Annotated in this window: 22 protein-coding genes; 8 read left to right on the top strand and 14 right to left on the bottom strand. The window is 70.2% G+C overall.

Annotated features, from left to right (window positions below; all coding sequences use genetic code 11):
- Positions 1–39: 39 nt before the first annotated feature.
- From htpX to HKK74_RS26820, 7 genes are all read right to left on the bottom strand, one after another.
- On the bottom strand, positions 40–897 hold the full coding sequence (gene htpX, locus HKK74_RS26850; protein ID WP_312881803.1) for a zinc metalloprotease HtpX: 858 nt from the start codon (positions 895–897) through the stop codon (positions 40–42).
- A gap of 134 nt (positions 898–1031) precedes the next feature.
- Positions 1032–2504: an NADH-quinone oxidoreductase subunit N gene (locus HKK74_RS26845; protein WP_187246130.1), complete on the bottom strand. Its 1473-nt coding sequence runs from the start codon at positions 2502–2504 to the stop codon at positions 1032–1034.
- Positions 2504–3982 carry a complex I subunit 4 family protein gene (locus HKK74_RS26840; RefSeq protein ID WP_187246129.1) on the bottom strand — a complete coding sequence of 493 codons (1479 nt, stop codon included), beginning with the start codon at positions 3980–3982 and terminating at the stop codon, positions 2504–2506. Before HKK74_RS26840 ends, HKK74_RS26845 begins: the two co-directional genes overlap by 1 nt.
- The gene (locus HKK74_RS26835; protein ID WP_312881801.1) at positions 3979–5835 is read right to left on the bottom strand and encodes an NADH-quinone oxidoreductase subunit 5 family protein; all 1857 of its coding nucleotides are present in this window, start codon (positions 5833–5835) and stop codon (positions 3979–3981) included. Before HKK74_RS26835 ends, HKK74_RS26840 begins: the two co-directional genes overlap by 4 nt.
- The gene (gene nuoK, locus HKK74_RS26830; RefSeq protein ID WP_187246128.1) at positions 5832–6233 is read right to left on the bottom strand and encodes an NADH-quinone oxidoreductase subunit NuoK; all 402 of its coding nucleotides are present in this window, start codon (positions 6231–6233) and stop codon (positions 5832–5834) included. The genes HKK74_RS26835 and nuoK overlap by 4 nt, the downstream gene beginning before the upstream one ends.
- On the bottom strand, positions 6233–6802 hold the full coding sequence (locus HKK74_RS26825; protein ID WP_187246127.1) for an NADH-quinone oxidoreductase subunit J family protein: 570 nt from the start codon (positions 6800–6802) through the stop codon (positions 6233–6235). Before HKK74_RS26825 ends, nuoK begins: the two co-directional genes overlap by 1 nt.
- 37 nt (positions 6803–6839) lie before the next feature.
- Positions 6840–7349 (bottom strand): NuoI/complex I 23 kDa subunit family protein, encoded by a 510-nt coding sequence (locus HKK74_RS26820; RefSeq protein ID WP_187246126.1) that lies wholly within the window; start codon positions 7347–7349, stop codon positions 6840–6842.
- A 104-nt stretch (positions 7350–7453) separates the two neighbouring features.
- Here HKK74_RS26820 and HKK74_RS26815 point away from each other — a divergent pair, with 104 nt between their 5' ends.
- Positions 7454–8212 carry a helix-hairpin-helix domain-containing protein gene (locus tag HKK74_RS26815; RefSeq protein ID WP_187246125.1) on the top strand — a complete coding sequence of 253 codons (759 nt, stop codon included), beginning with the start codon at positions 7454–7456 and terminating at the stop codon, positions 8210–8212.
- An 89-nt stretch (positions 8213–8301) separates the two neighbouring features.
- Here the strand turns inward: HKK74_RS26815 and nuoH are convergent, their stop codons facing one another.
- Genes nuoH through HKK74_RS26795 form a run of 4 tightly spaced genes read right to left on the bottom strand, consistent with a single transcriptional unit; the run spans position 8302 to position 11345 of the window.
- Positions 8302–9270: an NADH-quinone oxidoreductase subunit NuoH gene (nuoH, locus tag HKK74_RS26810; protein WP_187246124.1), complete on the bottom strand. Its 969-nt coding sequence runs from the start codon at positions 9268–9270 to the stop codon at positions 8302–8304.
- Positions 9260–9859 (bottom strand): NADH-quinone oxidoreductase subunit C, encoded by a 600-nt coding sequence (locus HKK74_RS26805; protein ID WP_187246123.1) that lies wholly within the window; start codon positions 9857–9859, stop codon positions 9260–9262. The genes nuoH and HKK74_RS26805 overlap by 11 nt, the downstream gene beginning before the upstream one ends.
- On the bottom strand, positions 9856–10983 hold the full coding sequence (locus tag HKK74_RS41580) for an NADH-quinone oxidoreductase subunit NuoB (RefSeq protein WP_187246122.1): 1128 nt from the start codon (positions 10981–10983) through the stop codon (positions 9856–9858). Before HKK74_RS41580 ends, HKK74_RS26805 begins: the two co-directional genes overlap by 4 nt.
- Positions 10974–11345: an NADH-quinone oxidoreductase subunit A gene (locus HKK74_RS26795; protein ID WP_312881798.1), complete on the bottom strand. Its 372-nt coding sequence runs from the start codon at positions 11343–11345 to the stop codon at positions 10974–10976. Before HKK74_RS26795 ends, HKK74_RS41580 begins: the two co-directional genes overlap by 10 nt.
- Positions 11346–11775: 430 nt before the next feature.
- Here HKK74_RS26795 and HKK74_RS26790 point away from each other — a divergent pair, with 430 nt between their 5' ends.
- Positions 11776–12906, top strand: coding sequence for a hypothetical protein (locus tag HKK74_RS26790; protein WP_187246121.1), 1131 nt, complete (start codon positions 11776–11778; stop codon positions 12904–12906).
- A 282-nt stretch (positions 12907–13188) separates the two neighbouring features.
- Here the strand turns inward: HKK74_RS26790 and HKK74_RS26785 are convergent, their stop codons facing one another.
- Positions 13189–13431, bottom strand: coding sequence for a hypothetical protein (locus HKK74_RS26785; protein ID WP_187246120.1), 243 nt, complete (start codon positions 13429–13431; stop codon positions 13189–13191).
- Positions 13432–13530: 99 nt separating this feature from the next.
- Between HKK74_RS26785 and HKK74_RS26780 the strand changes: the two genes are divergently transcribed.
- The 6 genes from HKK74_RS26780 to HKK74_RS26755 all read left to right on the top strand — a co-directional run bounded on the left by HKK74_RS26780 (position 13531) and on the right by HKK74_RS26755 (position 19274).
- A complete protein-coding gene (locus HKK74_RS26780; protein WP_187246119.1) occupies positions 13531–14595 on the top strand; it encodes a hypothetical protein in 1065 nt (354 codons plus the stop codon).
- Positions 14596–14897: 302 nt separating this feature from the next.
- Positions 14898–16751 carry a 2-oxoacid:acceptor oxidoreductase subunit alpha gene (locus HKK74_RS26775; protein ID WP_187246118.1) on the top strand — a complete coding sequence of 618 codons (1854 nt, stop codon included), beginning with the start codon at positions 14898–14900 and terminating at the stop codon, positions 16749–16751.
- Positions 16752–16770: 19 nt separating this feature from the next.
- Positions 16771–17844 (top strand): 2-oxoacid:ferredoxin oxidoreductase subunit beta, encoded by a 1074-nt coding sequence (locus tag HKK74_RS26770; protein WP_187246165.1) that lies wholly within the window; start codon positions 16771–16773, stop codon positions 17842–17844.
- Between the two features lie 132 nt (positions 17845–17976).
- Complete coding sequence (locus HKK74_RS26765; protein WP_187246117.1) at positions 17977–18519, top strand: SecDF P1 head subdomain-containing protein; 543 nt, start codon at positions 17977–17979, stop codon at positions 18517–18519.
- 40 nt (positions 18520–18559) lie between these two features.
- Positions 18560–19135 carry a SecDF P1 head subdomain-containing protein gene (locus HKK74_RS26760; protein ID WP_187246116.1) on the top strand — a complete coding sequence of 192 codons (576 nt, stop codon included), beginning with the start codon at positions 18560–18562 and terminating at the stop codon, positions 19133–19135.
- Complete coding sequence (locus tag HKK74_RS26755; protein WP_246492008.1) at positions 19125–19274, top strand: hypothetical protein; 150 nt, start codon at positions 19125–19127, stop codon at positions 19272–19274. The genes HKK74_RS26760 and HKK74_RS26755 overlap by 11 nt, the downstream gene beginning before the upstream one ends.
- A 17-nt stretch (positions 19275–19291) precedes the next feature.
- Here the strand turns inward: HKK74_RS26755 and HKK74_RS26750 are convergent, their stop codons facing one another.
- Together HKK74_RS26750 and HKK74_RS26745 are read right to left on the bottom strand one after the other, a co-directional pair.
- Complete coding sequence (locus HKK74_RS26750; protein ID WP_187246115.1) at positions 19292–20668, bottom strand: hypothetical protein; 1377 nt, start codon at positions 20666–20668, stop codon at positions 19292–19294.
- Positions 20669–20725: 57 nt separating this feature from the next.
- Positions 20726–22312 carry an MDR family MFS transporter gene (locus tag HKK74_RS26745; RefSeq protein ID WP_187246114.1) on the bottom strand — a complete coding sequence of 529 codons (1587 nt, stop codon included), beginning with the start codon at positions 22310–22312 and terminating at the stop codon, positions 20726–20728.
- Positions 22313–22335 lie beyond the last annotated feature (23 nt).

Genomic DNA, 22335 nt, shown 5'->3' with positions numbered 1-22335 from the left:
AGGCGGAACCGAGGGCGGGACTGACGAAAAGACGACGGCTCAGCGCCGGTGACCGGCCATTCGCTCCAGGCGCTCCACGCGCTCCTCCGTCGAGGGGTGGGTGGAGAAGAGCTGCACGATGCTCTGCCCGCGGAACGGGTTGACGATCATGAGCGCGCTCACCGGCGCCAGCTCGGGATCGGGGGGCAGCGGTCTCGCGCGCGCTCCCGCGTCGATCTTGCGCAGCGCGCTCGCCAGGGCGAGCGGGTCGCCCGTGAGCTGCGCGCCCGAGGCGTCGGCCTGGAACTCCCGGGTACGGCTGATCGCCATCTGAATGATCATGGCGGCGATCGGGCCCAGGAACAGCATGAGCAGCATCCCGAAGATGCCGGGGCCCTCGTCGTCCTCCGACCTCCCGAACGGCATGAAGATCGCCAGGTGCGAGAGATACGTGATCACCGTGGCTATCCCCGCCGCGACCGAGGCGATGAGGACGTCGCGGTTGTAGACGTGCGACAGCTCATGGCCCAGCACCGCGCGCAGCTCGCGCGGGTCGAGCATCTCCAGGATGCCCCGGGTGCAGCAGACGGCGGCCTTGCGCGGGCTGCGCCCGGTCGCGAACGCGTTGGGCTGCATGGTCTCGGAGACGTACAGCCGGGGCATCGGCTGCCGAGCCGACGTGGACAGCTCCCGCACGATCTGGAAGAGGATCGGTGTCTCGACCTCGCTCACCGGGTGTGCCCGCATCGAGCGCAAGGCGAGGCGGTCGCTGAAGAAATAGGCGATGCCATTGGTCAGGAGCGCGATCACGAGGGCGATGGCGAGCCCCGCGCCCCTGCCGAACGCCCAGCCCGCGACGAGCATCACGGCGGAGAGCGCGCCGATCAGCATCGCCGTCTTGACGCCGTTCATTCGCACCGCGGTTGCCTCCTGACCGACCACCTCGCGCCTGCGCCCCACCGGCACGAGCCTTCGCCCCCGCCACGCGGGGTCGGCGCCCCCATCAAAGCCGTCACTAGGAACAACGGGATGACCTGGTGGGACGTTCCCCCTCAGGTGATGGCCGACACCGTCTGCACGACCAGCTGGGGTGCCACCGACAGCACCACGGCGCCTGCGGCGGCGGCACCGATGGCCGCGCCGACCGCCCAGCCGGTGCGCAGCGGCGGGCCCTCGGTCTCGGGCGCGGCGAACAGCCGTACGGCCCAGGCGAGGTAGTAGTAAAGGCCGATCACCGTGTTGATCGCCATGACGACGGCCAGCCAGACGACGTCTCCGGCCACGGTCGCCCGGAAAACGACGATCTTGGCGAAGAGCCCCATGACCCCCGGCGGCAGGCCGGCCAGGCAGACCAGGAAGAAGGCCAGCGCGGCGGCCGCGGCCGGGTTGGCGCGGGCCAGGCCCCGGTAGTCGGTCAGGAAGTTGCGGGCGTACCTGCGCGCCACCGCCGCGACCACCGCGAACGCGCCGATGTTCATGACCGCGTACAGCGCCACGTACGCCGCCGTCGCCGCGACCGCGTCGGGCAGCCGCCTGGCGCCGACGGCCAGCGGCGCGAGCATGTACCCCGACTGCGCCACCGACGACCACGCCAGCAGCCGTACGGCATGGCGCTGCCGCAGCGCGACGACGTTGCCGAGCGTCATGGTCAGCGCGGCCAGGACGGCGAGCAGCGGCCCCCAGACATGCCCGTACGAGGGAAAGCCGATGGCCACGGTGATCACCAGGCCGGCGAAGCCGCCGGCCTTGGAGACCACGGACAGCAGCGCAGCGACCGGCAGCGGCGACCCCTGGTAGACGTCGGGCGCCCAGAAGTGGAACGGCACCGCGGCGACCTTGAACGCGAATCCGGCGATCACCATGACCACGCCGACCGCCGCGACCGGCTTCAGGTCGGCCGGCGTACGGGCGAGCGCCGCGGCGACCCGGTCCAGGTGCATCGCGCCGGTGACGCCGTAGACGAGGCTGATGCCGAAGAGCATCACCGCGGCCGAGATCACCGAGATGAGGAAGAGCTTGAGTGCCGCCTCACCGGCCCGGCCGTCGTAACGCCGCAGCGCGACCAGCGCGAACACCGGCAGCGACAGGGTCTCGAGCGCCACGATCAGCAGTACGAGGTCGCGGGCGGCGACGAGCGTGAGCGCCCCGATGAGCGCGCACAGCAACAGGAAGTAGTACTCCCCGGCGGGCAACCTCGAGGCGGTGATCTCGTCGAAGGACATCAGTACGACGATCACCGCGGCGGCGAGCACGATGACCTGGAAGAGCAGGGCGAAGTCGTCCGCGACGTACGAGCAGGAGGGCGGGCCGTCACCTCGCAGCCCGGACGGCAGGCAGAACGTCGCCCGTGGCCCTCCGAACGCGAGTGCGATCACCGCGACCAGCCCGGCGAGCAGGGCGCCCGCGCAGCCCAGGCCGAGGAAGCGTTTCGGCACGTCGAAGGCGTCGGCGAGCAGCAGCGCGACCGCGGCCGCCGCGATGATGAGCACCGGGGCGATCGCCGCGTAGTCGATGGCCTGGATCATCAGCCGCCTCCGAGGAGCGCGCGTACGGGAGCGCTGGTCAGGTCCAGGATCAGCTTGGGCCAGAGCCCGATGACGATCGTGAGGGTGATCAGCGGCACCCACGCCGCGTACTCGTGCCGGGTCACGCCGGCCACCACCGGACCGTCGGCCGGCGTGCCATGGGTGATCTTGGCGAGCATCCGGAGGAAGTACGCCGCCGTGAGCACGGCGCCGAGCCCGCCGAAGACCATGAACGTCACGAACGTCTCACGGGGCAGGCCGGCACCGGGCTGGTAGGCCCCGAGCAGCGCGAGCATCTCGCCCCAGAACCCGGCCAGGCCGGGCAGGCCGAGGCTCGCGACGCACGCGAACGTGAGGATCGCCGCCAACCGCGGTGCCTTGGCGAGCATGCCACCGCCGAGCTCGTCGAGGTCGCCGGTGCCGTACCGCTCCTTGATCGCACCGGCGAGGAAGAACAGCAGCCCGGTGATGAGTCCGTGCGCGATGTTGCCGAACAGCGCGGCGTTCACCCCGACCGGCGTGAGGGTCGCGATGCCGAGCAGCACGAAGCCCATGTGGCCGACGGACGAGAAGGCGATCATCCGTTTCAGGTCGCTCTGGGCGAGGCAGGCCAGCGCCCCATAGATGATCCCGATGACCGCGAGCAGGCCGAGCCAGGGTGCCCAGAACTCCGCTCCCTCGGGCGCCAGGGGCAGCGCGAGCCGTACGAGACCGTACGTGCCCATCTTCAGCAGCACGCCCGCGAGCAGCACCGAGCCGACGGTGGGCGCCTCGGTGTGCGCGTCCGGCAGCCAGGTGTGCAGCGGCCACATCGGCGCCTTGACCGCCAGGCCCAGGCCGATCAGCAGGAACGCGGTGATCTGCATGCCGCGCGAGAGGCCCTCGCCGTGCCGCGCGGCGAGCTCGACCATGTCGAGGGTTCCCGCGTTGACCCCGACCAGCAGCAGCCCGACCAGCAGCACGCCGGAGCCGAGCAGCGTGTAGAGGATGAACTTGTACGCCGCGGCGCGGCGGCCGGGGCCGCCCCAGACCGCGATCACGACGTACATCGGGATCAGCACGACCTCGAAGAACACGAAGAACAGCACCAGGTCGAGGGCGACGAAGGTGCCGAGCATGCCGACCTCGAGCACGAGCAGGAGGGCGGTGAGCAGCGCGGGCGAGGCACCGCCGGCCGCCGGGTGCCTGAGCAGGTAGAGGAAGCACAGGAAGGTCAGCAGCGCGGTGAGCACCACCAGCGGCAGCGAGATCCCGTCGACGCCGAGGTGGAACCGCAGGCCGATCGCCGGCGCCCAGGCCCGGTCGACCTCGAGCTGCATCCGGGGGTTCCCGTGGTCGAAGGCCAGTGCCGCGGCCAGCGCCAGGATCAGTGTGATCCCGGAGACCACCGTGCCGTGCAGCCGGTTCTGGCGCAGGCCCGGTACGAGCAGCAGCAGCGCCCCGGCGAGCGGCACCGCCAGCATCGCGAGCAGAATCATACGAAGATCACCACCGCGAGCACGATGACCGCCATGCCGGCGAGCAGGCCGGTCAGGTAGGTCTGCGGATTACCGTTCTGCGGCCGGCGGAGCAACCCTCCGAACGCCCGGGTCACGCCGGCCGAGCTCTCGACCGCCCGGTCGATGACCCGGTCGTCGACGCCGACCACGGCGCGGGCGAGCGCGCGTACCGGTGCGACGACCACCCGGTCGTAGACGTCGTCGACGTGGAACCCCCGCTCGAAGGTCGTACGGACCGGGCCGAGCACCCGCGCGGGATCGAGGGCCGGGTCGCGTCTCCACACCGCGTACGCGCCGTAGCCGCCGGCCCCGGCGAGCAGCAGCGACAGCGCGGCAGAGCCGAGGTGCGGCCGCAGCTCGGACGCGCCGAGCCCGAAGAACCCGAGGATCGCCGTGGGTACGGCCAGGATTCCGACCGGCCAGGACATGAGCCGCGGCGCCTCGCGCGGCGTGAAGGCGGTACGGGCCGTACCGAAGAAGGTCATCAGCCAGGCGCGCGTGGCGTAGGCGGCCGTTACGGCGACGGTCACCAGCAGGGTCAGGTACACGATCGTGGCGACCGGGCCGGGGATGCCGCTCTCGGCGTGCAGCGCCGCCTCGATGATGGCGTCCTTGCTGAAGAACCCGCTGACCGGCGGGAGCCCGACGAGCGCCGCGAAGCCGATGGTCATGGACCAGAACGTGATCGGCATCGCCTCGCGCAGGCCGCCGTAGTCGCGCAGCAGGTTCGAGCCCGTCACATAGATCACGCAGCCCGCCGCGAGGAACAGCAGGGCCTTGAACGCGCCGTGGGTGAGCAGGTGGAAGACCGCGCCGCTGCGGGTGCCGACCGCCAGCCCGGCCGCCATGTAGGCGAGCTGGCTGATCGTGGAGTAGGCGAGGACCCGTTTGAGGTCGCTCTGCGCCAGGGCGGCCAGCGCGGCGCCCAGCATGGAGATCGCGGCCATCACGCCGAGCACGGCGAGGGCGGTGGGCGCGGCGAGAAACGCCGGGTAGAGCCGGGCCACCACGTAGATGCCGGCCGCCACCATCGTCGCCGCGTGGATGAGGGCGCTGATGGGAGTGGGGCCGGCCATCGCGTCCGGCAGCCAGGTGTGCAACGGGAACTGCGCGCTCTTGCCCGCCACCCCGGCGAGCAGCAGCAGCGTCGCGGCGAGCACGGTCGTGTCGGGCAGGTCGCCGACCCGCCGGAGCACCTCGTCGATCTGGAAGGTCCCCGCGCCGACGCCGAGCACGAAGATCCCGAACAGGAAGCCGACGTCACCGGTCCGGGTGACCAGGAACGCCTTGACCGCGGCCCGCGAGTTGGCCCGGTCCTCCCAGTGGTGGCCGATCAGGAAGTACGAGCAGACCCCCATGACCTCCCAACCGACGTACAGCAGCAGGAGGTCGCCGGCGAACACGACGAGCAGCATCGCCGAGGTGAAAAGCGAGACGAACGCGGCGTACGAGGAGTAGCGCGGGTCCTCGGCCAGATAGGCGATGGAGTAGACCTGCACCGCGAGCGCGACGCAGCAGACCATGAGGCCGACGACGGCGGCCAGCCCGTCGACCTGGAGCCCGACGGCGATCGGCAGGGTGCCCGTGGGGATCAGGGTGAGCGTGCCTTCGCGCGGGCCCGGGTCCAGCCAGAGCGTGACCGCCACGATGAGGGCGAACAGCGTGGCGAGCGCCGACGCCACGACCGCGATGACCGCCGGGCCGTTGCGCAACACCCGGTGCCCGGGGACGCCGCGGGTCTCGAGCAGCCGGGACAGCCGGAGGCCCAGCAGCATCCCCACCACGGCGGCGATGAACGGCGACAGCACCGTCAGAGAGGCCAGAGCGATCACTGGGGCGCCCTCCGTGAAGAGACCGCCACCTGGTCACCCTGGCCGGCCGGCCCCTGCCGCTCCACGACCGAGTCCGCGGGCGGCTCGGCGTCGGACTCGGCGAGGGCGCGGAGCCGGTCCACGTCGATGCTCTCGCGGTTCCGGAAGACCAGCAGGACGATCGCCAGTCCCAGGCCGATCTCAGCGGCGGCGATCACGATCGTGAAGAGCGTCAGCACCTGACCGCCGTGCAGCCGGTCCCGAAGCCACACGTCGAACGTGACCAGGTTGAGGTTGACCGAGTTGAGCATGAGCTCGACCGACATGAGGACGAGGATCGCGTTGCGCCGCGCCAGCACGCCGTACACGCCGATGGAGAACAGCAGCGCGGCGACCACCAGCGGATAGAGGATGTGCATCAGCCGTCGCCCTTCCGCCGTGAACCGCCGCCGGAGCCGGGGCCGGTATCAGAACCGGGGTCGGGGCCGGGGCCGATGTCGGACCGGGACAGGACGATGGCGCCGATCAGCGCGGCGAGCAGCAGCACGGAGAGGACCTCGAAGGGCAGCACCCAGGTGCGGAACACCCCGGCGCCCATCGCCTCGGCCGACCCTCCGCCGGGCTTCAGCGGCACATAGGCCGTCCGGAAGCCCTGGACGACGACGGTCACGAGCAGCGCGGCCGTCGCCACCGCCACGGCCAGCGCGATCCATCGATTGCCCGAGTCGAGGTCGGCGGAGCGGCCGATCGGAGCGCGGGTGAGCATGATCCCGAACAGCAGCAGCACCACGACCGCGCCGACGTAGATGAGCACCTGCACCCAGGCGACGAACTCGGCGGTCAGCACCAGATACATGCCGGCCAGCGCGCCGAGGGTCACCACCAGCCAGAGCGCGGCGTGCACCATCTGCTTCGTCGTGACCACCAGCAGCGCCGCGCCCACGGCCACGACGCCGAGGGGCACGAAGACGATCTCTTGGCCCGTCACCACCGGCTCCTCGTACGGCCGCCCGCCGTCATGGTCGTCACCGTCGCGCGCCCCGCTCGGCGGCGGTCACTTCTTTGGGGGTCTCCGCTCCCACGTCATGGGCGGGCGGCGGCGGAACCGTCCACATCCATTCGCGCAACCGGTCCTTCTCATGGGTGAGTTCGGCGATGTCGTACTCGGCGTACTCGAATTCGGGCGACCAGAACAGGGCGTCGAAGGGGCACACCTCGATGCAGATCCCGCAGTACATGCAGAGGGAGAAGTCGATCGCGAACCGATCGAGCACGTTGCGGGTACGGGCCCGTCCACCGCCCTCGGCGGGCAGCGTCTCCTTGTGCGAGTCGATGTAGATGCACCAGTCAGGGCATTCCCGGGCGCAAAGCATACAGACGGTACAGTTCTCCTCGAACAGCGCGATGACGCCCCTGCTGCGTGGGGGCAGGTCAGGGTGCGCGTCGGGGTACTGACGCGTGATCGAGCGCCGGGTCATCGTCCGCAATGTGACGGCGAGCCCCTTGGCCAGACCGCCTCCTGGTAGCCGTGTCACGAAACACCATGATTCCCTACGCAGCGCCCTGTGGGAACGCGGGAGGCCCCTTCGACCGTCTCGTATATATGAACATCGGGTCGAACCACGCTTACCATCCACCTATGGCATGGTCGTCCCCGCAACCCCCAGGACGCCCCCGGCATCCGCACGGATGGCGGCCCAAGCCGCCCGTCCCCCAACCTCCCCGTCCCCCCGCGCTTCCGCCGTACCAGCCGCCGCCCATGGTGCCGTCGGGCGGGTCCAACGGAATCCTGTGGGCGTCCGTCCCGCTCCTGACCTTCGGCTTCGGGACGCCGTACTCGTTCGTCTACGCCGGGGTGAAGCGGCGCTCGTGGCCGCTCGCCGCGACCGGCGCGGCTTACGGCGCCGGCTCCGCCACGGTCATGTTCCTGCTCTACAGCGGGATCGGTGCGCTCGCCGCCCTCGGGGCGGCGCTGATGACCACCCTCTGGGTCACCGGCACCGTTCACGCCATCGCGGCACGGCCGTCGATCTTCCCGCGCACGAGCCCGCGCGACCGGCTCAACCAGCAGGCCATCAACGTCGCCAAGCACCGCCGGGCGCTGCGCGAGCAGGCCCGGGCGCTCATCGCCGAAGATCCCGCGCTGGCGGCCGAAGTGCGCATCGGCCGGCCGGACCTCCCGCGTGGCTACGACGACGGCGGGCTGATCGACGTCAACCACGTCCCCGGGCCGACGCTGGCGCTGCTGCCCGGTATGACCGAGGAGCTGGTGGAAAAAGTCCTGAACGTACGGAAGGAGCAGGGCGGTTTCGTATCGGTCGAGGAGCTCGCCGTCGACGCCGATCTGCCCCCCGCCCTCGTGCAGAGCATCGCCGAGTACGCCGTCTTCCTGCACTGACCCGGCCGAAACCGGTCAGTCGTCCAGGTCGGCCGGTCGTCCAGGTCGGCCGGTCGTCCAAGTCGGCCGGGCCGCCCCGGCCAGGGCGGTCAGGTCGAGATCATCACCTTGACGACCCCGGTCAGCGCGAGCTGCGCGAGCGCGAGGGGTACCAGGAAGCCCCAGGCGAGCTTCTGCAGCTGGTCCTCGCGCAGCCGGGGATAGGCCACCCGCAGCCAGATCACCACGAACGCGAGCGCGAACACCTTGATGAGCGTCCACAGCCAGCCGAGGTCGTCGCTCATGAAGGGCCCGTTCCAGCCACCGAGGAACAGCACCGTCGTGAGGGCGCAGAGCACGACGATTCCCGCGTACTCCGCGAGCAGGAACAGTGCGAAGCGCAGGCCCCCGTACTCCGTGTAGGGCCCGAAGATGATCTCCGAGTCGGCGACCGGCATGTCGAACGGCGGACGGCGCAGCTCGGCCAGGCCGGCCACGAAGAACACCACGCCGCCGACCAGTTGCCAGGGCAGCCACCACCAGCGCCACTCGTCCACGATTCCGCTGAGCGACAGCGTGCCCGCCGCCATCGCCACCGACGAGGCCGCGAAGACCATCGGCAGCTCGTACGACATCAGCTGCGCGGCCACCCGCATCCCGCCGATCAGCGAGTACTTGTTCGCGCTCGCCCAGCCCGCCATGATCGCGCCGATCACGCCGATGCCCATCACCGCGAGCGCGAAGAACAGCCCGATGCCGAGGTTGAGCACGACGTGCCCCGGGCCGACCGGGATGACCGCGAGCACCACGAGGTACGGGACCAGGGCCACCCCCGGCGCGATCATGAAGATCCGCCGGTCGGCGGCCCGCGGGACGACGTCCTCCTTCTGGGCGAACTTCACCCCGTCGGCGACGAGCTGCGCCCAGCCGTGGAAGCCGCCCGCGTACATCGGGCCGAGGCGCCCCTGCATGTGCGCCATGACCTTGTGCTCGGCCTGCCCGACCAGCAACGGCAGCAGCGCGAAGGCGCCGAGCACGAGCAGGATCTTGACCGTGATCTCCGCCAGCTCACTGCCCATGCTCGGGCTTCCCTCCTCGCTCGCGTACGCCGTCGCGGGGAGCCGCCGCCCGCGGCCCCCAGTCCTCGGGTACGCCCGGCGGCAGCATGCGCCGCCGGCTGGGCGCGCCGCCGGCGCCCTCGCCCGGCTCCTTGGCACCCGGCCAGGCCTTGGCCACCCGGGCCGCGAGCACGAAGTCCTTGCGCAGCGGGTGGCCCTCGAAGCCGTCGGGCAGCAGAAGCGGTTTCAGATCGGGGTGGCCGTCGAAGACGATCCCGAACATCTCGAACGTCTCGCGCTCGTGCCAGTTCGCGCCGCGGTAGACGGCCGTCGCCGTCGGCAGCACCGAGGCCTCACGCGGCACGCGCGTACGGATCAGCACGTGGTGCCCGTGTTCCAGCGAGTAGACGTGCACGACGACACCGAACCCCTCCTCCAGCTCGTCGACGCCGGTCAGCCAGTCGAAGAAGCCGCAACCCAGCTCGTCGCGCGCGAAGGTCAGCGCCGCGACCCACGACCCGGGGGGCACGTCGACGGTCAGCTCACCGAGGGCCTCGGTGGTGACGGCTTCTCCCTCGAACCGCTCCGCCCACGCCGCACTGAGTGTCACCGCTGGTCCTCGTCGTCGTCGCGCAGGCCGGGAATGATGGTCGGGTCGGTCGGCGCGCCGTCGTCGGCGGGGCCGAGCCGCTTGACCCGGTCCGCGAACGACGGCCTGCTCTGGTCGTCGACGACCTTGAGCTCCTCGGTCGGGCTGCGATCGACGGCCTGGAACTCCTCGGTGCTCGTGCGGTCCACGGATATCAGGTCCCGCGCCTCAGAGTCGTCGATGGCCGGCTTGGCGCGGATTCCCGGCTCGCGTACGAGCGGCAGCTCCCTGGTCCGTTCGGCCGGCTCCGCGTGCGCATCGAGCGCGACGGTGGGCTGGGTGACGTCCGTGTTCCCGGCAGAGTCGGTGATCTCGGTGGCGGTGGTGTCGCCGACGGCCTCGGGGGTGTCGGCGGTGTCGATCGCGTCGCCGTCAGCGTCGCCGGGTGCATGGGACGCGCCTGCGGCATGCCGGTCACCCGGGGCATCGGAGGCATCGGGCTCGGCGACATGCACCATGCCGAGCGCCTGTGTCGGCTGATCGGCCTCCTCGAGCACCTCGGGCACGGGCTGAAGCGGGCGGCGCAGAACGGTGGGCGAGAGCGGGCGTGGCGGCGGTGCCGCGGTCACCGGGTCGGTGCCGCCCGCGTACCGATCCCCCAGCGACTCGGCCGCGATCTTCTCCTGGAGCCGGACGATGCCGTGCAGCAGCGCCTCGGGGCGCGGCGGGCAGCCCGGCACGTAGACGTCCACCGGAATGATCTGGTCGACGCCCTTGGTGACGCAGTAGGAGTCCCAGTAGGGACCACCGCAGTTGGAGCAGGCCCCGAAGGAGATGACGTACTTGGGCTCGGGCATCTGCTCGTACAGACGCTTGATCGCGGGGGCCATCTTGTCGCTGACCGTGCCCGACACGACCATCAGATCGGCCTGACGCGGTCCGGGCGCGAACGGGATCACGCCCAGCCGGATGAAATCGTGCCGGCTCATCGAGGTCGCGATGAACTCGATCGCGCAGCAGGCCAGGCCGAAGTTGAAGACCCAGAGGGAGTAGCGCCGCCCCCAGTTGAGCACGAACTTCACCGGCTTCGGAGCGACCCTCGAGAGCGCACCGACGCGCGGTTCCGGCAGATCGATCACACCCACGTCAGAACGCCCTTCCTCCACGCGTACACGAGCCCGGTCGCGAGGAAGCCGAGGAACAGGAACATCTCGCCCAGCGTCAGCATCCCGTAGCCCGGCGCCGCGAACACGGTGGCCCACGGGAACAGGAAGACGGCGTCGACCGCGAAGACGACGTACAGGTAGGCGAAGACGTAGTAGCGGACATAGGACTGCGCCCAGCCCTCGCCGACGGGATCGACACCGCACTCGTAGGTGCTCAGTTTCTCCGGCGTCGGCCGGTGCGGGCGCAGCATCCGGTTGGCCGACAGCGCGCCGGCGACGATCGCGCCGCCGATCAGAAACAGCACCCCGACGACCAAGTACGAGCTGAAGTAGCCCTGCACACCAGCCTCCCGAAAGCCGTTCAAGACCAACGTATCGCGCAAGCCGCCCATCACTGGGGGTTCCGGCATGTCCAATGCGTCATATGTGGTGGCCGACCGGCGTCCAAGGCGACATAATTTCTGTCCGACTACGTCCCGCTATGTGGACGTTGCGGCGTTCAGGGGAGGGACGCACCGTATGAACGGTGACGGCGGGTGGGGGGCTCCAGGACCTCAGGGGCAGGGATGGGGACAGGGCTGGGCGCCACCAGGACAGCAGCCCCCTCCACATCAGGGACCGGGACAGCCGGGTCCGGGACAGCCGGGACCCGGGCAGCCGGGGCAGCCCGGCCCGGGGTATCCGCCTGGGCCGGGGCAGTACGGACCGGGGCCGCACCCAGGGCAGCCGGGACCGGGTTTCGGTCAGCCCGGAATGCCGGGGATGCCGGGGATGCCGCAGCCTTCGCCGTTCCCGCCATCGCCTCCTCCGCCCTCGTCGAACACCGGTCTGCTCATCGGGCTGTTCGCGGGCGGCGGCTTTCTGGTCGTCGTGATCGTCATCGTGGTCCTGGCCGCGAGCGGCGCCTTCTCCAAAGACGACAAGGGCGGAGGCGGCTCCTCCAGCAGCGGCGACTCGCCGACCGAAAAGCTCGCCGCGGCCGCCCAGCGGCTGTCGGTGGCGCGTGGGCTGACGCTGCGCGGCACCGTGAGCTCGGGCAGCGACAAGCTCGAGGGCGATCTGAAGGTCACCCGCACCGGCTGGGTCACCGGCGACGTGACCTGGAACGGCGAGAAGACACAACTGATCATGGCCGGCGAGTCCGTGTACGTGAAGGCCGGCCGTGACTTCTGGCGCACCGAGGCCAATGTCGCCGACACAGCGGTGTGGATCGGCGACTCGCGCTGGGGGAAACTGCGCTCCTCCTCGCTGGGAAGCAGGTTCAAGCAGGAAGTGACGCCGTCGGGCATCGCCGCCGACCTGCGCAGCGTCAGCCGGTACAGCGTCCAGAGCACCGTGCGCACGTCGGTGCAGGGAGTCCAGGCGCTGAAGATCACCACGACGAGCAACGTGTTCTACCTCTCCGACGACGGCTCGCCACGGCTGTTGCGCGTGGAGCAGAGGTATCCGCAGAACGCCTTCGACGTCATCGAGTCGAACAACGCCGAGGGTGCGGCCGCCACCGAGTTGCGCAGCCGCATCAACGCGTTGAAGGACTCCTTCGACCCGACGCGGAGCACACGCGTCGACAAGATCAGCTGGGGCAGTTGCACGACGTCCGGCTGCACCGTGCACTCGGACGTCTGGTCCACCCGGACCGGCGACTCGTCCGTTCGCGTCACCGTTTTCGTACGGATCACGGCCAACGACAAGAACGGCCGGAAACTCGGCGAATGCAGCAATTCGGGCACCGTTACGTCACTGAAATCGATCAAAGTCACATGCCGGGTCCGAAGCGCCGCCTGGACGAGTTTCCGCAGCGGTACGGGAACGCGCCGCTGGTGGGGCCGGGCGGAGGCCATGGCGAACGGCGCCACCAGCACTGAGATCCAGACAATGCTGAACGGTCTCAACAGCGCCTGACATCTCGCCCGACACACATTGTGAACGACCGCTCCGCGCCGGTCTTGTCGGTGGTACTCATCAAACGTATGGTCGCGGCAAAAGGCGAAGCGGCGGGGGAGCCTGAACATGAGCAATGAGCACGGCAACGGCCCCGGATCCTGGGAACCGCCGGAGGGCGGCCCGCCCGAACCGGGCTGGGCGCCGACCGATCAGCCCCAGGGCGGGCCTCCCCGGGGTGGCTCTTCGCAGGGCGGTCATCCGCAGGGCGGTTTCCCGTACGGTGGCCCGCCCCAGAGCGGCTCACCGCAAGGCGACCGCCCGTACGGCGGCGCGCCGCAAGGCGGCCCCCCATACGGCGGCCCCCCGTACGGTGGCGCGCCGCAGGGCGGCCCCCCGTACGGCGGTCCTCAGCACGGCGGTCCTCAGCACGGCGGTCCTCAGCACGGTGGTCCGCATCACGGTGGCCCGCCGCCAGGTGGCCCCGGCGGCCCCGGTTACCCACCCGGCGGGCCCGGTTACCCACCCGGCGGGCCGGCTGCCCACGACTCCCCCGGCCCCTACGGGCGGCCCGATCACGCCGGGCCACCGCGGCCGTACGATCCGCCGCCGCCACAGCGCAGCCGTCGCGCCGTGTGGATCATCATGGCCGCCGCGGTGGTGGTCCTGCTCGTGGTGGTCGGCGCGATCATCCGCCTCAGCACCGGCGACGGCGAAGAGACCGCGGGAGCGACCAAGGGGGGTGGCAAGACAGGCGGCCAGGCCGGCAAGGCGGCACAGCGCCTGTCCGCCGTCCGCGCGCTGCGCTACACCGGCTCCTTTTCCTCCAACGGCATCTCCATGCAGGCCCGGCTGACCGTGACCAGGGCCGGTTCGGGCAGTGGGACGATCACTGTGGGCGGCGACACGGCCGATGTGATCGTCGTCGACGGCACGACCTTCCTGAAGGCCGGCAGGTCCTTCTGGCGATCGCACGGCGGCGTCACCACCAATCCGGAGGACTACGCCGGCCGGTGGAGCCGCGCGGCGACGTCGACGCTCGACCTCGACGTCAAGGACGTCCTGGCGTCCGGCACGATCACGCAGCGGCTGCGGGCGGCCGGCCAGAGCCCGGTGGGGAACGCCGAGGCGATCAACGGCACCCCGTCGGTCAAGGTGACGACCGCCGACGGCGAGTACCAGATCTCCCGGGCACAGCCGCACAAGCTGCTGAGGGTGAAGTCCACCGGGACCGACACCTACCAGTTCGACGTCGCCGAGGTGTCCGCCACCGAGACCGCCGCCCTCTTCACCGACCTTCAGCAGAAGGTGACAAGGCTCACTGACGCCCTCGACCCGGGGATCCGGTTCCCGCGTGCCGGCGATCTGAAGTTCAGCAACTGCGGATCGAGCGGCTGCACGGTGAAGTACTCCGTGACGAGCCTCGCAGTGAACGACGACAACGTACGGGCGGTGTTGAAGGCGACGATCCGCGCGAACGGCCGTGACCTCGGCAGCTGCACCAACCGCCGCAGCGTGGGTTCGAGCCGGACGTTCGATCTGAGCTGCACGGTCACCAGCAGCGGCTGGAAGTCGTGGGTCCGCTGGGCGCGCAGTACTCCGGGCTCGCACTCCTACCAGGCACGGGCGCGCGTCGTCGCCGAGTCGGTCTCAGCGGGCGATGTCAATGGGCTGCTCGCCAAACTGCGTCAGGAACAGCAGAGCGCTTGACCGAGATTCGATCGGTCCGGACTACAGTGCCGTTGTCTCGTTTCGTCCTACAGGCTTGATGTGGCATGTCCGGAATCGCCGGAGTCAGGTGAAGTCCCGTTCAAAGTGATACCTCTGGTGTCACGGGGCTGACTGACTCCTCGGCCGGGGGCCTGTGGACGAGCCGGGGCATGAGGCGGCGGACTACCCCGTCCGGAGCGGAAGCCCTGTCCCGGACGTAACATGAAGGTAAGCCTAAGTAGCACACTGACCCCGGATGCCTCCCCCGGGGCGGGTGCTGCGCGTCGAGGAGGTCTTCCTCTGTGACCAAACCGGTCCAACAACTCGACCGCGTCATCATCCGCTTCGCCGGTGACTCCGGTGACGGGATGCAGCTGACCGGCGACCGATTCACCCAAGAGACGGCGTCGTTCGGCAACGACCTATCCACGCTGCCCAACTTCCCGGCCGAGATCCGGGCACCGGCCGGCACGTTGCCCGGTGTTTCCAGTTTTCAGCTGCATTTCGCCGACCACGACATCCTCACCCCGGGCGACGCCCCGAATGTGCTCGTGGCGATGAACCCGGCGGCGCTGAAGGCCAATCTCGGCGACCTGCCCCGCGGTGCCGACCTGATCGTCAACACCGACGAGTTCACCAAGCGCAACCTCGCCAAGGTGGGTTACGCGACGAGCCCGCTCGACGACGGCTCGCTGAACGAGTACCACGTGCACGCGCTGCCGATCACCTCGATGACGGTGGGTGCGCTCAAGGACATCGCGGTGTCCAAGAAGGACGCCCAGCGGGCCAAGAACATGTTCGCGCTGGGCCTCCTGTCGTGGCTGTACCAGCGGCCGACCGACGCCACCGTCGACTTCCTGTCCCGGAAGTTCGCCAAGCAGCCCGACATCATGAAGGCCAACGTGGCGGCCTTCCAGGCCGGCTGGAACTACGGCGAGACCACCGAGGCGTTCTCGGTTTCGTACGAGGTCAAGCCGGCCACCCTGCCGCCCGGCCACTACCGCAACATCACGGGCAACATGGCCGCCGCCTACGGCCTGATCGCGGCGAGCCGGCTGAGCGGCCTTCCGCTGTTCCTCGGCTCGTACCCGATCACGCCGGCGTCCGACATCCTGCACGAGCTGTCCAAGCACAAGCGGTTCGGCGTGCGCACCTTCCAGGCCGAGGACGAGATCGCGGGCGTCGGCGCGGCCCTGGGCGCCGCGTTCGGCGGCGCGCTCGGCGTCACCACGACCTCCGGGCCGGGCATGGCGCTGAAGGGCGAGACCGTCGGGCTGGCGGTCGCGGTCGAGCTGCCGCTGATCGTAATCGACGTCCAGCGCGCCGGGCCGTCGACCGGCCTGCCGACCAAGACCGAGCAGGCCGACCTGCTGCAGGCGTTGTACGGACGTAACGGCGAGGCCCCGGTGCCGGTCGTGGCGCCGCAGTCGCCGTCCGACTGTTTCGCCGCGGCGATCGAGGCCGCCCGGATCGCGGTGACCTACCGCACCCCGGTGATCATGCTCTCCGACGGTTATCTGGCCAACGGCTCGGAGCCGTGGCGGATCCCCGAGGTGTCCACGCTCCCCGCCATCGATCCCGAGTTCGCCGACCCGGCCGACCTCGGGCCCGATGACTCCTTCCAGCCGTTCAAGCGGGACCCGCGGACGCTGGCCCGGCCGTGGGCGGTGCCGGGTACCGCCGGGCTCGAACACCGCATCGGCGGGCTCGAGAAGGCGGACGGCTCCGGCAACATCTCCTACGACGCGGGCAACCACGATCTGATGGTGCGGCTGCGCCAGGCCAAGATCGACGGCATCGCGCGCGACATCCCCCCGCTGTCGGTCGACGACCCCGGCGGCCGGGCGAAGGTCCTCGTGCTCGGCTGGGGCTCCACGTACGGCGCCATCACGGCCGCGGCACGACGGGTGCGCAAGGCCGGCGGTCACGTCGCCCAAGCGCATCTGCGGCATCTGAACCCGTTCCCAGCGAACATCGCCGAGGTGCTCAGGTCATACGACAAGGTGATCGTGCCGGAGATCAATCTCGGCCAGCTCGCCCTGTTGCTCCGAGGCAAGTACCTCATCGACGTGATCAGCTACAACCGCGTACGCGGGCTGCCGTTCAAGGCGGAGGAGCTCGCGGGTGTCATCCAGGACGTGATCGACAGTGAGTGAGACCGAAATCTCCAACGCCATGCCGAACGGCCACGGGTTCATCAGCCTGACCCAGCTGGCCGAGCGTCCTTCGAGCCCTCCGCAACTGCCGGAGGACGAGACGCAATCGGCCAAGGACTTCAAGACCGACCAGGAGGTCCGCTGGTGCCCCGGCTGTGGCGACTACGCCATCCTCGCCGCGGTCCAGGGGTTCCTCCCCGAGATGCGGATCAAGCGCGAGAACATCGTCTTCGTCTCGGGCATCGGCTGCTCGTCGCGGTTCCCGTACTACATGAACACCTACGGGTTCCACTCGATCCACGGCCGGGCCCCCGCGATCGCGACGGGTCTCGCCGCGTCCCGCCCCGACCTGTCGGTGTGGGTCGTGACCGGTGACGGCGACGCGCTGTCGATCGGCGGCAACCACCTCATCCACACGCTGCGACGCAACGTCAACCTCAAGATCCTGCTGTTCAACAACCGGATCTACGGGCTGACCAAGGGGCAGTACTCCCCCACCTCCGAGATCGGCAAGATCACCAAGTCGACGCCCATGGGGTCGCTCGACGCCCCGTTCAACCCGATCTCGCTGGCGATCGGCGCCGAGGCGACGTTCGTGGCCCGCACGCTCGACTCCGACCGCAAGCACCTGCAGTCGGTGCTGCGTGCGGCCACCGAGCACAAGGGCACCGCGATCGTCGAGATCTACCAGAACTGCAACATCTTCAACGACGGGGCCTTCGAGCCGCTCAAGGACGCCGCCGTCCGCGACGACATCACGATCCGTCTCGAGCACGGTCAGCCGATCATCTTCGGAGCCGACGGCGAGAAGGCGCTGCGGCGCTCGGCGTCCGGCGGCTTCGAGGTGGTGCCGGCGACGTCGGCCGACATCGTGGTGCACGACGCGCACAATCCCGACCCGTCGCAGGCCTTCGCGCTGTCGCGGCTGGACTCGCCGACGTTCGAGCACACCCCGATCGGCATCTTCCGGCAGGTCGCGCGTCCCTCGTACGACGAGCTCATGCGCGAGCAAATGGACGACGCCATCGAGCGGGAGGGTGCGGGCGACCTCACCGCGCTGCTCGGCAGCGGGGACACCTGGCGCATCGACTGACGGCTGAAGCGCGGACGACTGCGAGATCAGGGCCGGGGTTCCTTTTCGGCACTATCTCGCAGTTGTTCGTTGCGGGCGCTATCGGCTGATCGCGCCGACTGGAAGACTTGTACCGTCAAACAGGAGGTGTCGATGCGGGTCGGTCCGCTCCGAGTGCGTTCGAAGAGGCCGTCACGCACGGCGCTGTTGGCCCTGGTGGTCTCGGTCGGCATCACCGCCACGGCGGTCGCCGTCACCGGGGCGCTCGTCGCGGCGCCCATGCGGGGCAAGATGGCGCGCTTCGACGCACCGCTGTACGTCTACCCGATCACCCAGGCGACACAGGGACAGTGCGTGTCCGGTGCCAAGGGCGTCGAAGGCCAGAGCACGGCCGGACCCACCTGTTACCAGATCGCCAAAGGCATCGAGGTCCGCCGCGTCAACGACATCCGTGTCCAGGGCGGTCGGCTCGGCGGACACGAGATCTCCATCAGCCTGCTGCCGGCCGATCGGCGGGCGTTCGCCTCACTCACCCGCAGGATGGTCGGGCGCGACGTCGCGTTCGTCGTGCGCGGCCGGCTGGTCACGGCCACCCGGGTCGAGTCGCCCGTCACCCGGGGGAAGGTCATCATCGCCGGCGGTTTCACCCGGCCGGACGCCGACCGGCTCATCCGCGAGCTGAAGGGCTCACGCTGACCCTTCCCCCTGGACCGTCCTCTCGCCTGGAGGAGCAAACGTGCAGCAGTATCCCCCTGTGTACGGGCCACCGCCGCCGCAGCAGCCTCCGCGCGACCGGACGGCGCTCATCGTCCTGCTCGCCGTGGCGGCCGTCTTCGTCCTCGTGGTGATCGCCGTCGTGGTCGTCATCGTGGTGCGCGCCGGCGGTGGGGAGGAGACCCCCCAGCTGCGCAGGCCGCTCGGGATCCAGCAGGTCACCGAGGTGACACCGGGGGCCTGTACGGACGGATCCGGGGTACCCGCTTTCGACGGCACGGAGTGCTACCGGCTCGCTCCGGGGATGACCGTGACGCGGGTCGAGAGGATCGAGGCCGCGCTCTCGCCGAACGGCGGCTCGGGCTGGCACGTCCAGATCGATCTCGTACCGGCCGACGGCACCGCCTTCGGCTCGCTCACCCGGCAGGTCGCCGGCGAGCAGTCCCCGCGCAACCAGCTGGCCCTGGTGGTCGACGGGCGCGTGGTCTCGGCGCCCGCGGTGCAGGAAGCGATCACCGGCGGTCAGGTACAGATCTCGTCGAACTTCTCCCGCCAGGAGGCGGAGCGGCTCGTCCGTCAGATGACCGGTGCCGGTTAGGGCTTTCGCCGCCGCCCACCACGGCTCCGAGTCCGGCCTGCTCTCCACGCACGTCGGCGTCCTCCGGGAGGCCGGTTTCGCCGAGGTCGGCACACTCTGGCAGCGCGGCGACAACCGCATCCTCTGCGCCGTACGGTGACCGGCGCGCGAACACGCCTAGCCCGGGTCGGGCAGCTCGCGGCGTTCGCCGTCGCGGACGTCGATGACCGCGCCGAGCCGGCCGCGGAGCCGGAAGAACGTCTTGATGTCCGACCACGAGCTCGCCGCCACGGCGGCGAGCAGCACCGGCGCCTTGATCTGCCATGACGTCTCCTGGAACGCGTCCGCGACGAACGCCGCGACGATGACCAGCAGGAGACGGGTGAGCGTCTCCCTGGACAGCAGAGCCGGGTCGGGCTGGTCCGAGGCCTCGAGCAGCCCGTAGGCCACGCGGCGCCTGGCGCGTGGGTCGCCCGTGCGGCGCCAGTCGTCGATCGCGTCCCGGTTGGTGTAGAGGACCGTCTCGAACACCGACCTCGGCATGGTGCCGAGTTCGCTGAGGAGGGTCACCGGCAGCATCACCTGCCGGGTCTCGCCGCCCTGCGCGGGAGCGCGCCGGCGTCTGGCGAGCCGCCGGCGTTGCGCGGCCCTGGGGTCGCCGAGGACGAACTCGATGAGCTCGGCCCCCTGTGCGTACGCGAGGGAGCGCAGGTAGCAGGCGTTGTGCCAGAGCTCGATCACCTGCCGGTCCATGGCCTGCTCACCGTCGACGCCGGGCAGCCAGTCCCGCAGCCGGGCCCGGATGGTGGTGCGGCGCTCGTGCCGGTTGTACTCCACCCACTGCAGGGCCTGCCGCCCCTCGGCGGTCTGCAGGTCCCCGCGCATCCGCGCGACCGGGTCGAGCGCGAAGGCCCGGTCGTCGTCGGCGTCGCGCCGTTCGCCCGCGGGCCGGATCGTCAGCTGCCCGTCCCGGTCGGCCTTGATCCATGCCTCCCATGCCTCTCGCATCGGCCGGACCTGCTCCTCCGGCGCGCCGCACCGCTCGATGAGCAGCCGGGCGATCCCCTCGGTGACGCCGTGCCGGTCGACCCGCCGGTCGAGTTCCCGGACCCGGAGGTTGCCGAGCCGCTGCCCGATCTCGATGCGCTCGGCCTCGGGCAGTTCGAGCGCGTCGTACTCGAACGCGTTGAGCAGGTCACGGCCGCCCGCCGCGGGCTCGCGCAGCGCGCGCAGAAGTGCCTGCTCGATCGTGTCGGCCCGCGAGCGGATCTCGAACGGGAACACCAGCTGGGCTCCGACGGGCCGGCCGACCAACTGCAGCATCCGCCGTGGCCCGATGCTGTGCAGGAGGATGCCGTCGAAGATCATGTTGTCGGTCAGCACGATGGTCTCGGACAGCAGATCGGCGAGCCGCATCATCGCGACGATGGCGGTCTCGGCGTCGCCGCCGAAGGGGGTTATCCCGATGTCGCACAGATGCCGCTGGGCGAGCGAGTCGAACTCGACGACGTACAGGCGCTGGATCCCCCTGAGTGCCTCCGCGTCGTCCCGCATGACCCTCCCCGTCGCGCCGCCGTAACGGTAACGGAACATGTCCGTCGTCTGCGTGTATCAGGACACATTCGCGGGATCACCTTCGGCGAGCGGTCGCGCCTTCGCCGGGGCGGCCGCCGAGCGCAGCGGCAGCTCCTTCAGGGCGAGTACGGACAGGAAGCCGAGCAACGCGATGGGGACACCGACCATGAAGACGGTCTCCATCGCCCGCGCGAACGACTCGAGCACGAAGCCGTGGAACGGTTCCGGCAGCCGCCGGATGGCCTCGGGCGAGCCGAGGCGGGTGCCGTCCACGGGGGCCTCGGCACCGGCGGCGCGCAGCATGCCGGCCATCTCCGCGTTCAGCCGGCTCGTCAGGATCGCGCCGAACGCCGCGACGCCCATCGCACCGCCGAGGGACCGGAAGAACGAGACGCCCGCGGTGGTGGCGGCCATGTCCTCGCGCTTCGCACCGTTCTGCGCGGCGAGGATGAGGATCTGCAGGCAGAGCCCCAGCCCCAGCCCGAGCACCGCGACGTCGAGGCCGACGACCAGCCGGCCGGAGTTCGAGTTCAGCCCGGACAGCAGGAGCATCGCCACGGCGACCAGCAGCAGGCCGGCGAGCGGGAAGACCTTCCAGCGCCCGGTCCCCGTCACGATCCGGCCCGAGCCGACCGAGGCGAGGAACAGCGCGACGACCATGGGCACCGTCGTCAGCCCGGACATGGTCGGCGACATGCCCTTGACGATCTGCAGGTACTGCGGCAGGAAGGTCAACGCGCCGAACAGGGTCACGCCGACGAACAGCGAGGCGAGCGCACTGAACACGAAGGTCCGGTTGGTGAAGAGACGCGGGGGCAGGATCGGCTCGCGGGCCCTGCGCTCGGCGACGATCGAGAGGGCCAGCAGCGCCGCGCTGAGCGCGCCGAGGCCGTACGTCCACGGTGAGTTCCAGGCGAACTGCTTGCCGCCGAGCGTCAGCACGATCATGAGCGCGCTCGCACCACCTGTGATCGCGAACGCGCCGAGCCAGTCGATGCGGGCGTCCCGCCTCACCCGGGGCAGCTTGAGCGCTTTCTGGATCACGACGAAGGCGACGGCGGCGAGCGGGACACAGACATAGAAGCACCAGCGCCAGCCCAGGCTGTCGGCGTCGACGATGAAGCCGCCGATCAGCGGCCCGGTGATGGTCGAGACACCGAAGGCCGCTCCCGTGTAGCCCGCGTACCGGCCGCGTTCACGAGGCTCGATGATGTCGCCCAGGATCACCTGGGTGAGCGCGGACAGCCCTCCGACGCCGAGCCCCTGCACGGCTCGCGCGGAGATCAGCTCGGCCATGTTCTGGGAGAGCCCGGCGGCCATCGAGGCGAGGACGAACACGACGAGCGCGAGCTGGAACATGAGCTTGCGGCCGAACAGGTCCGACAGCTTGCCCCACAGCGGCGTCGAGACCGTCATCGTCAGCAGCGGGGCGCTCGCGACCCAGGACAGCTGGTCCTGGCCGCCGAGGTCGCCCACGATCGCCGGGAGCGCGGTGCCCACCACCGAGGTGGAGATCATCGATGTCAGCAGCGCCAGCACGAGGCCGGAGAGGATCTTGAGTATCTCCCGATGGGAGTACGACCGAGTCTCCGTCACCCGCTGCCCCCGGCACTGTTGACGCATACGCGATTGTTAGCTGCACATTG

The organism is Actinomadura alba (assembly GCF_014323705.1).
Taxonomy (GTDB): domain Bacteria; phylum Actinomycetota; class Actinomycetes; order Streptosporangiales; family Streptosporangiaceae; genus Actinomadura_C; species Actinomadura_C alba.
This window is presented reverse-complemented; position numbering and strand designations above follow the sequence as displayed.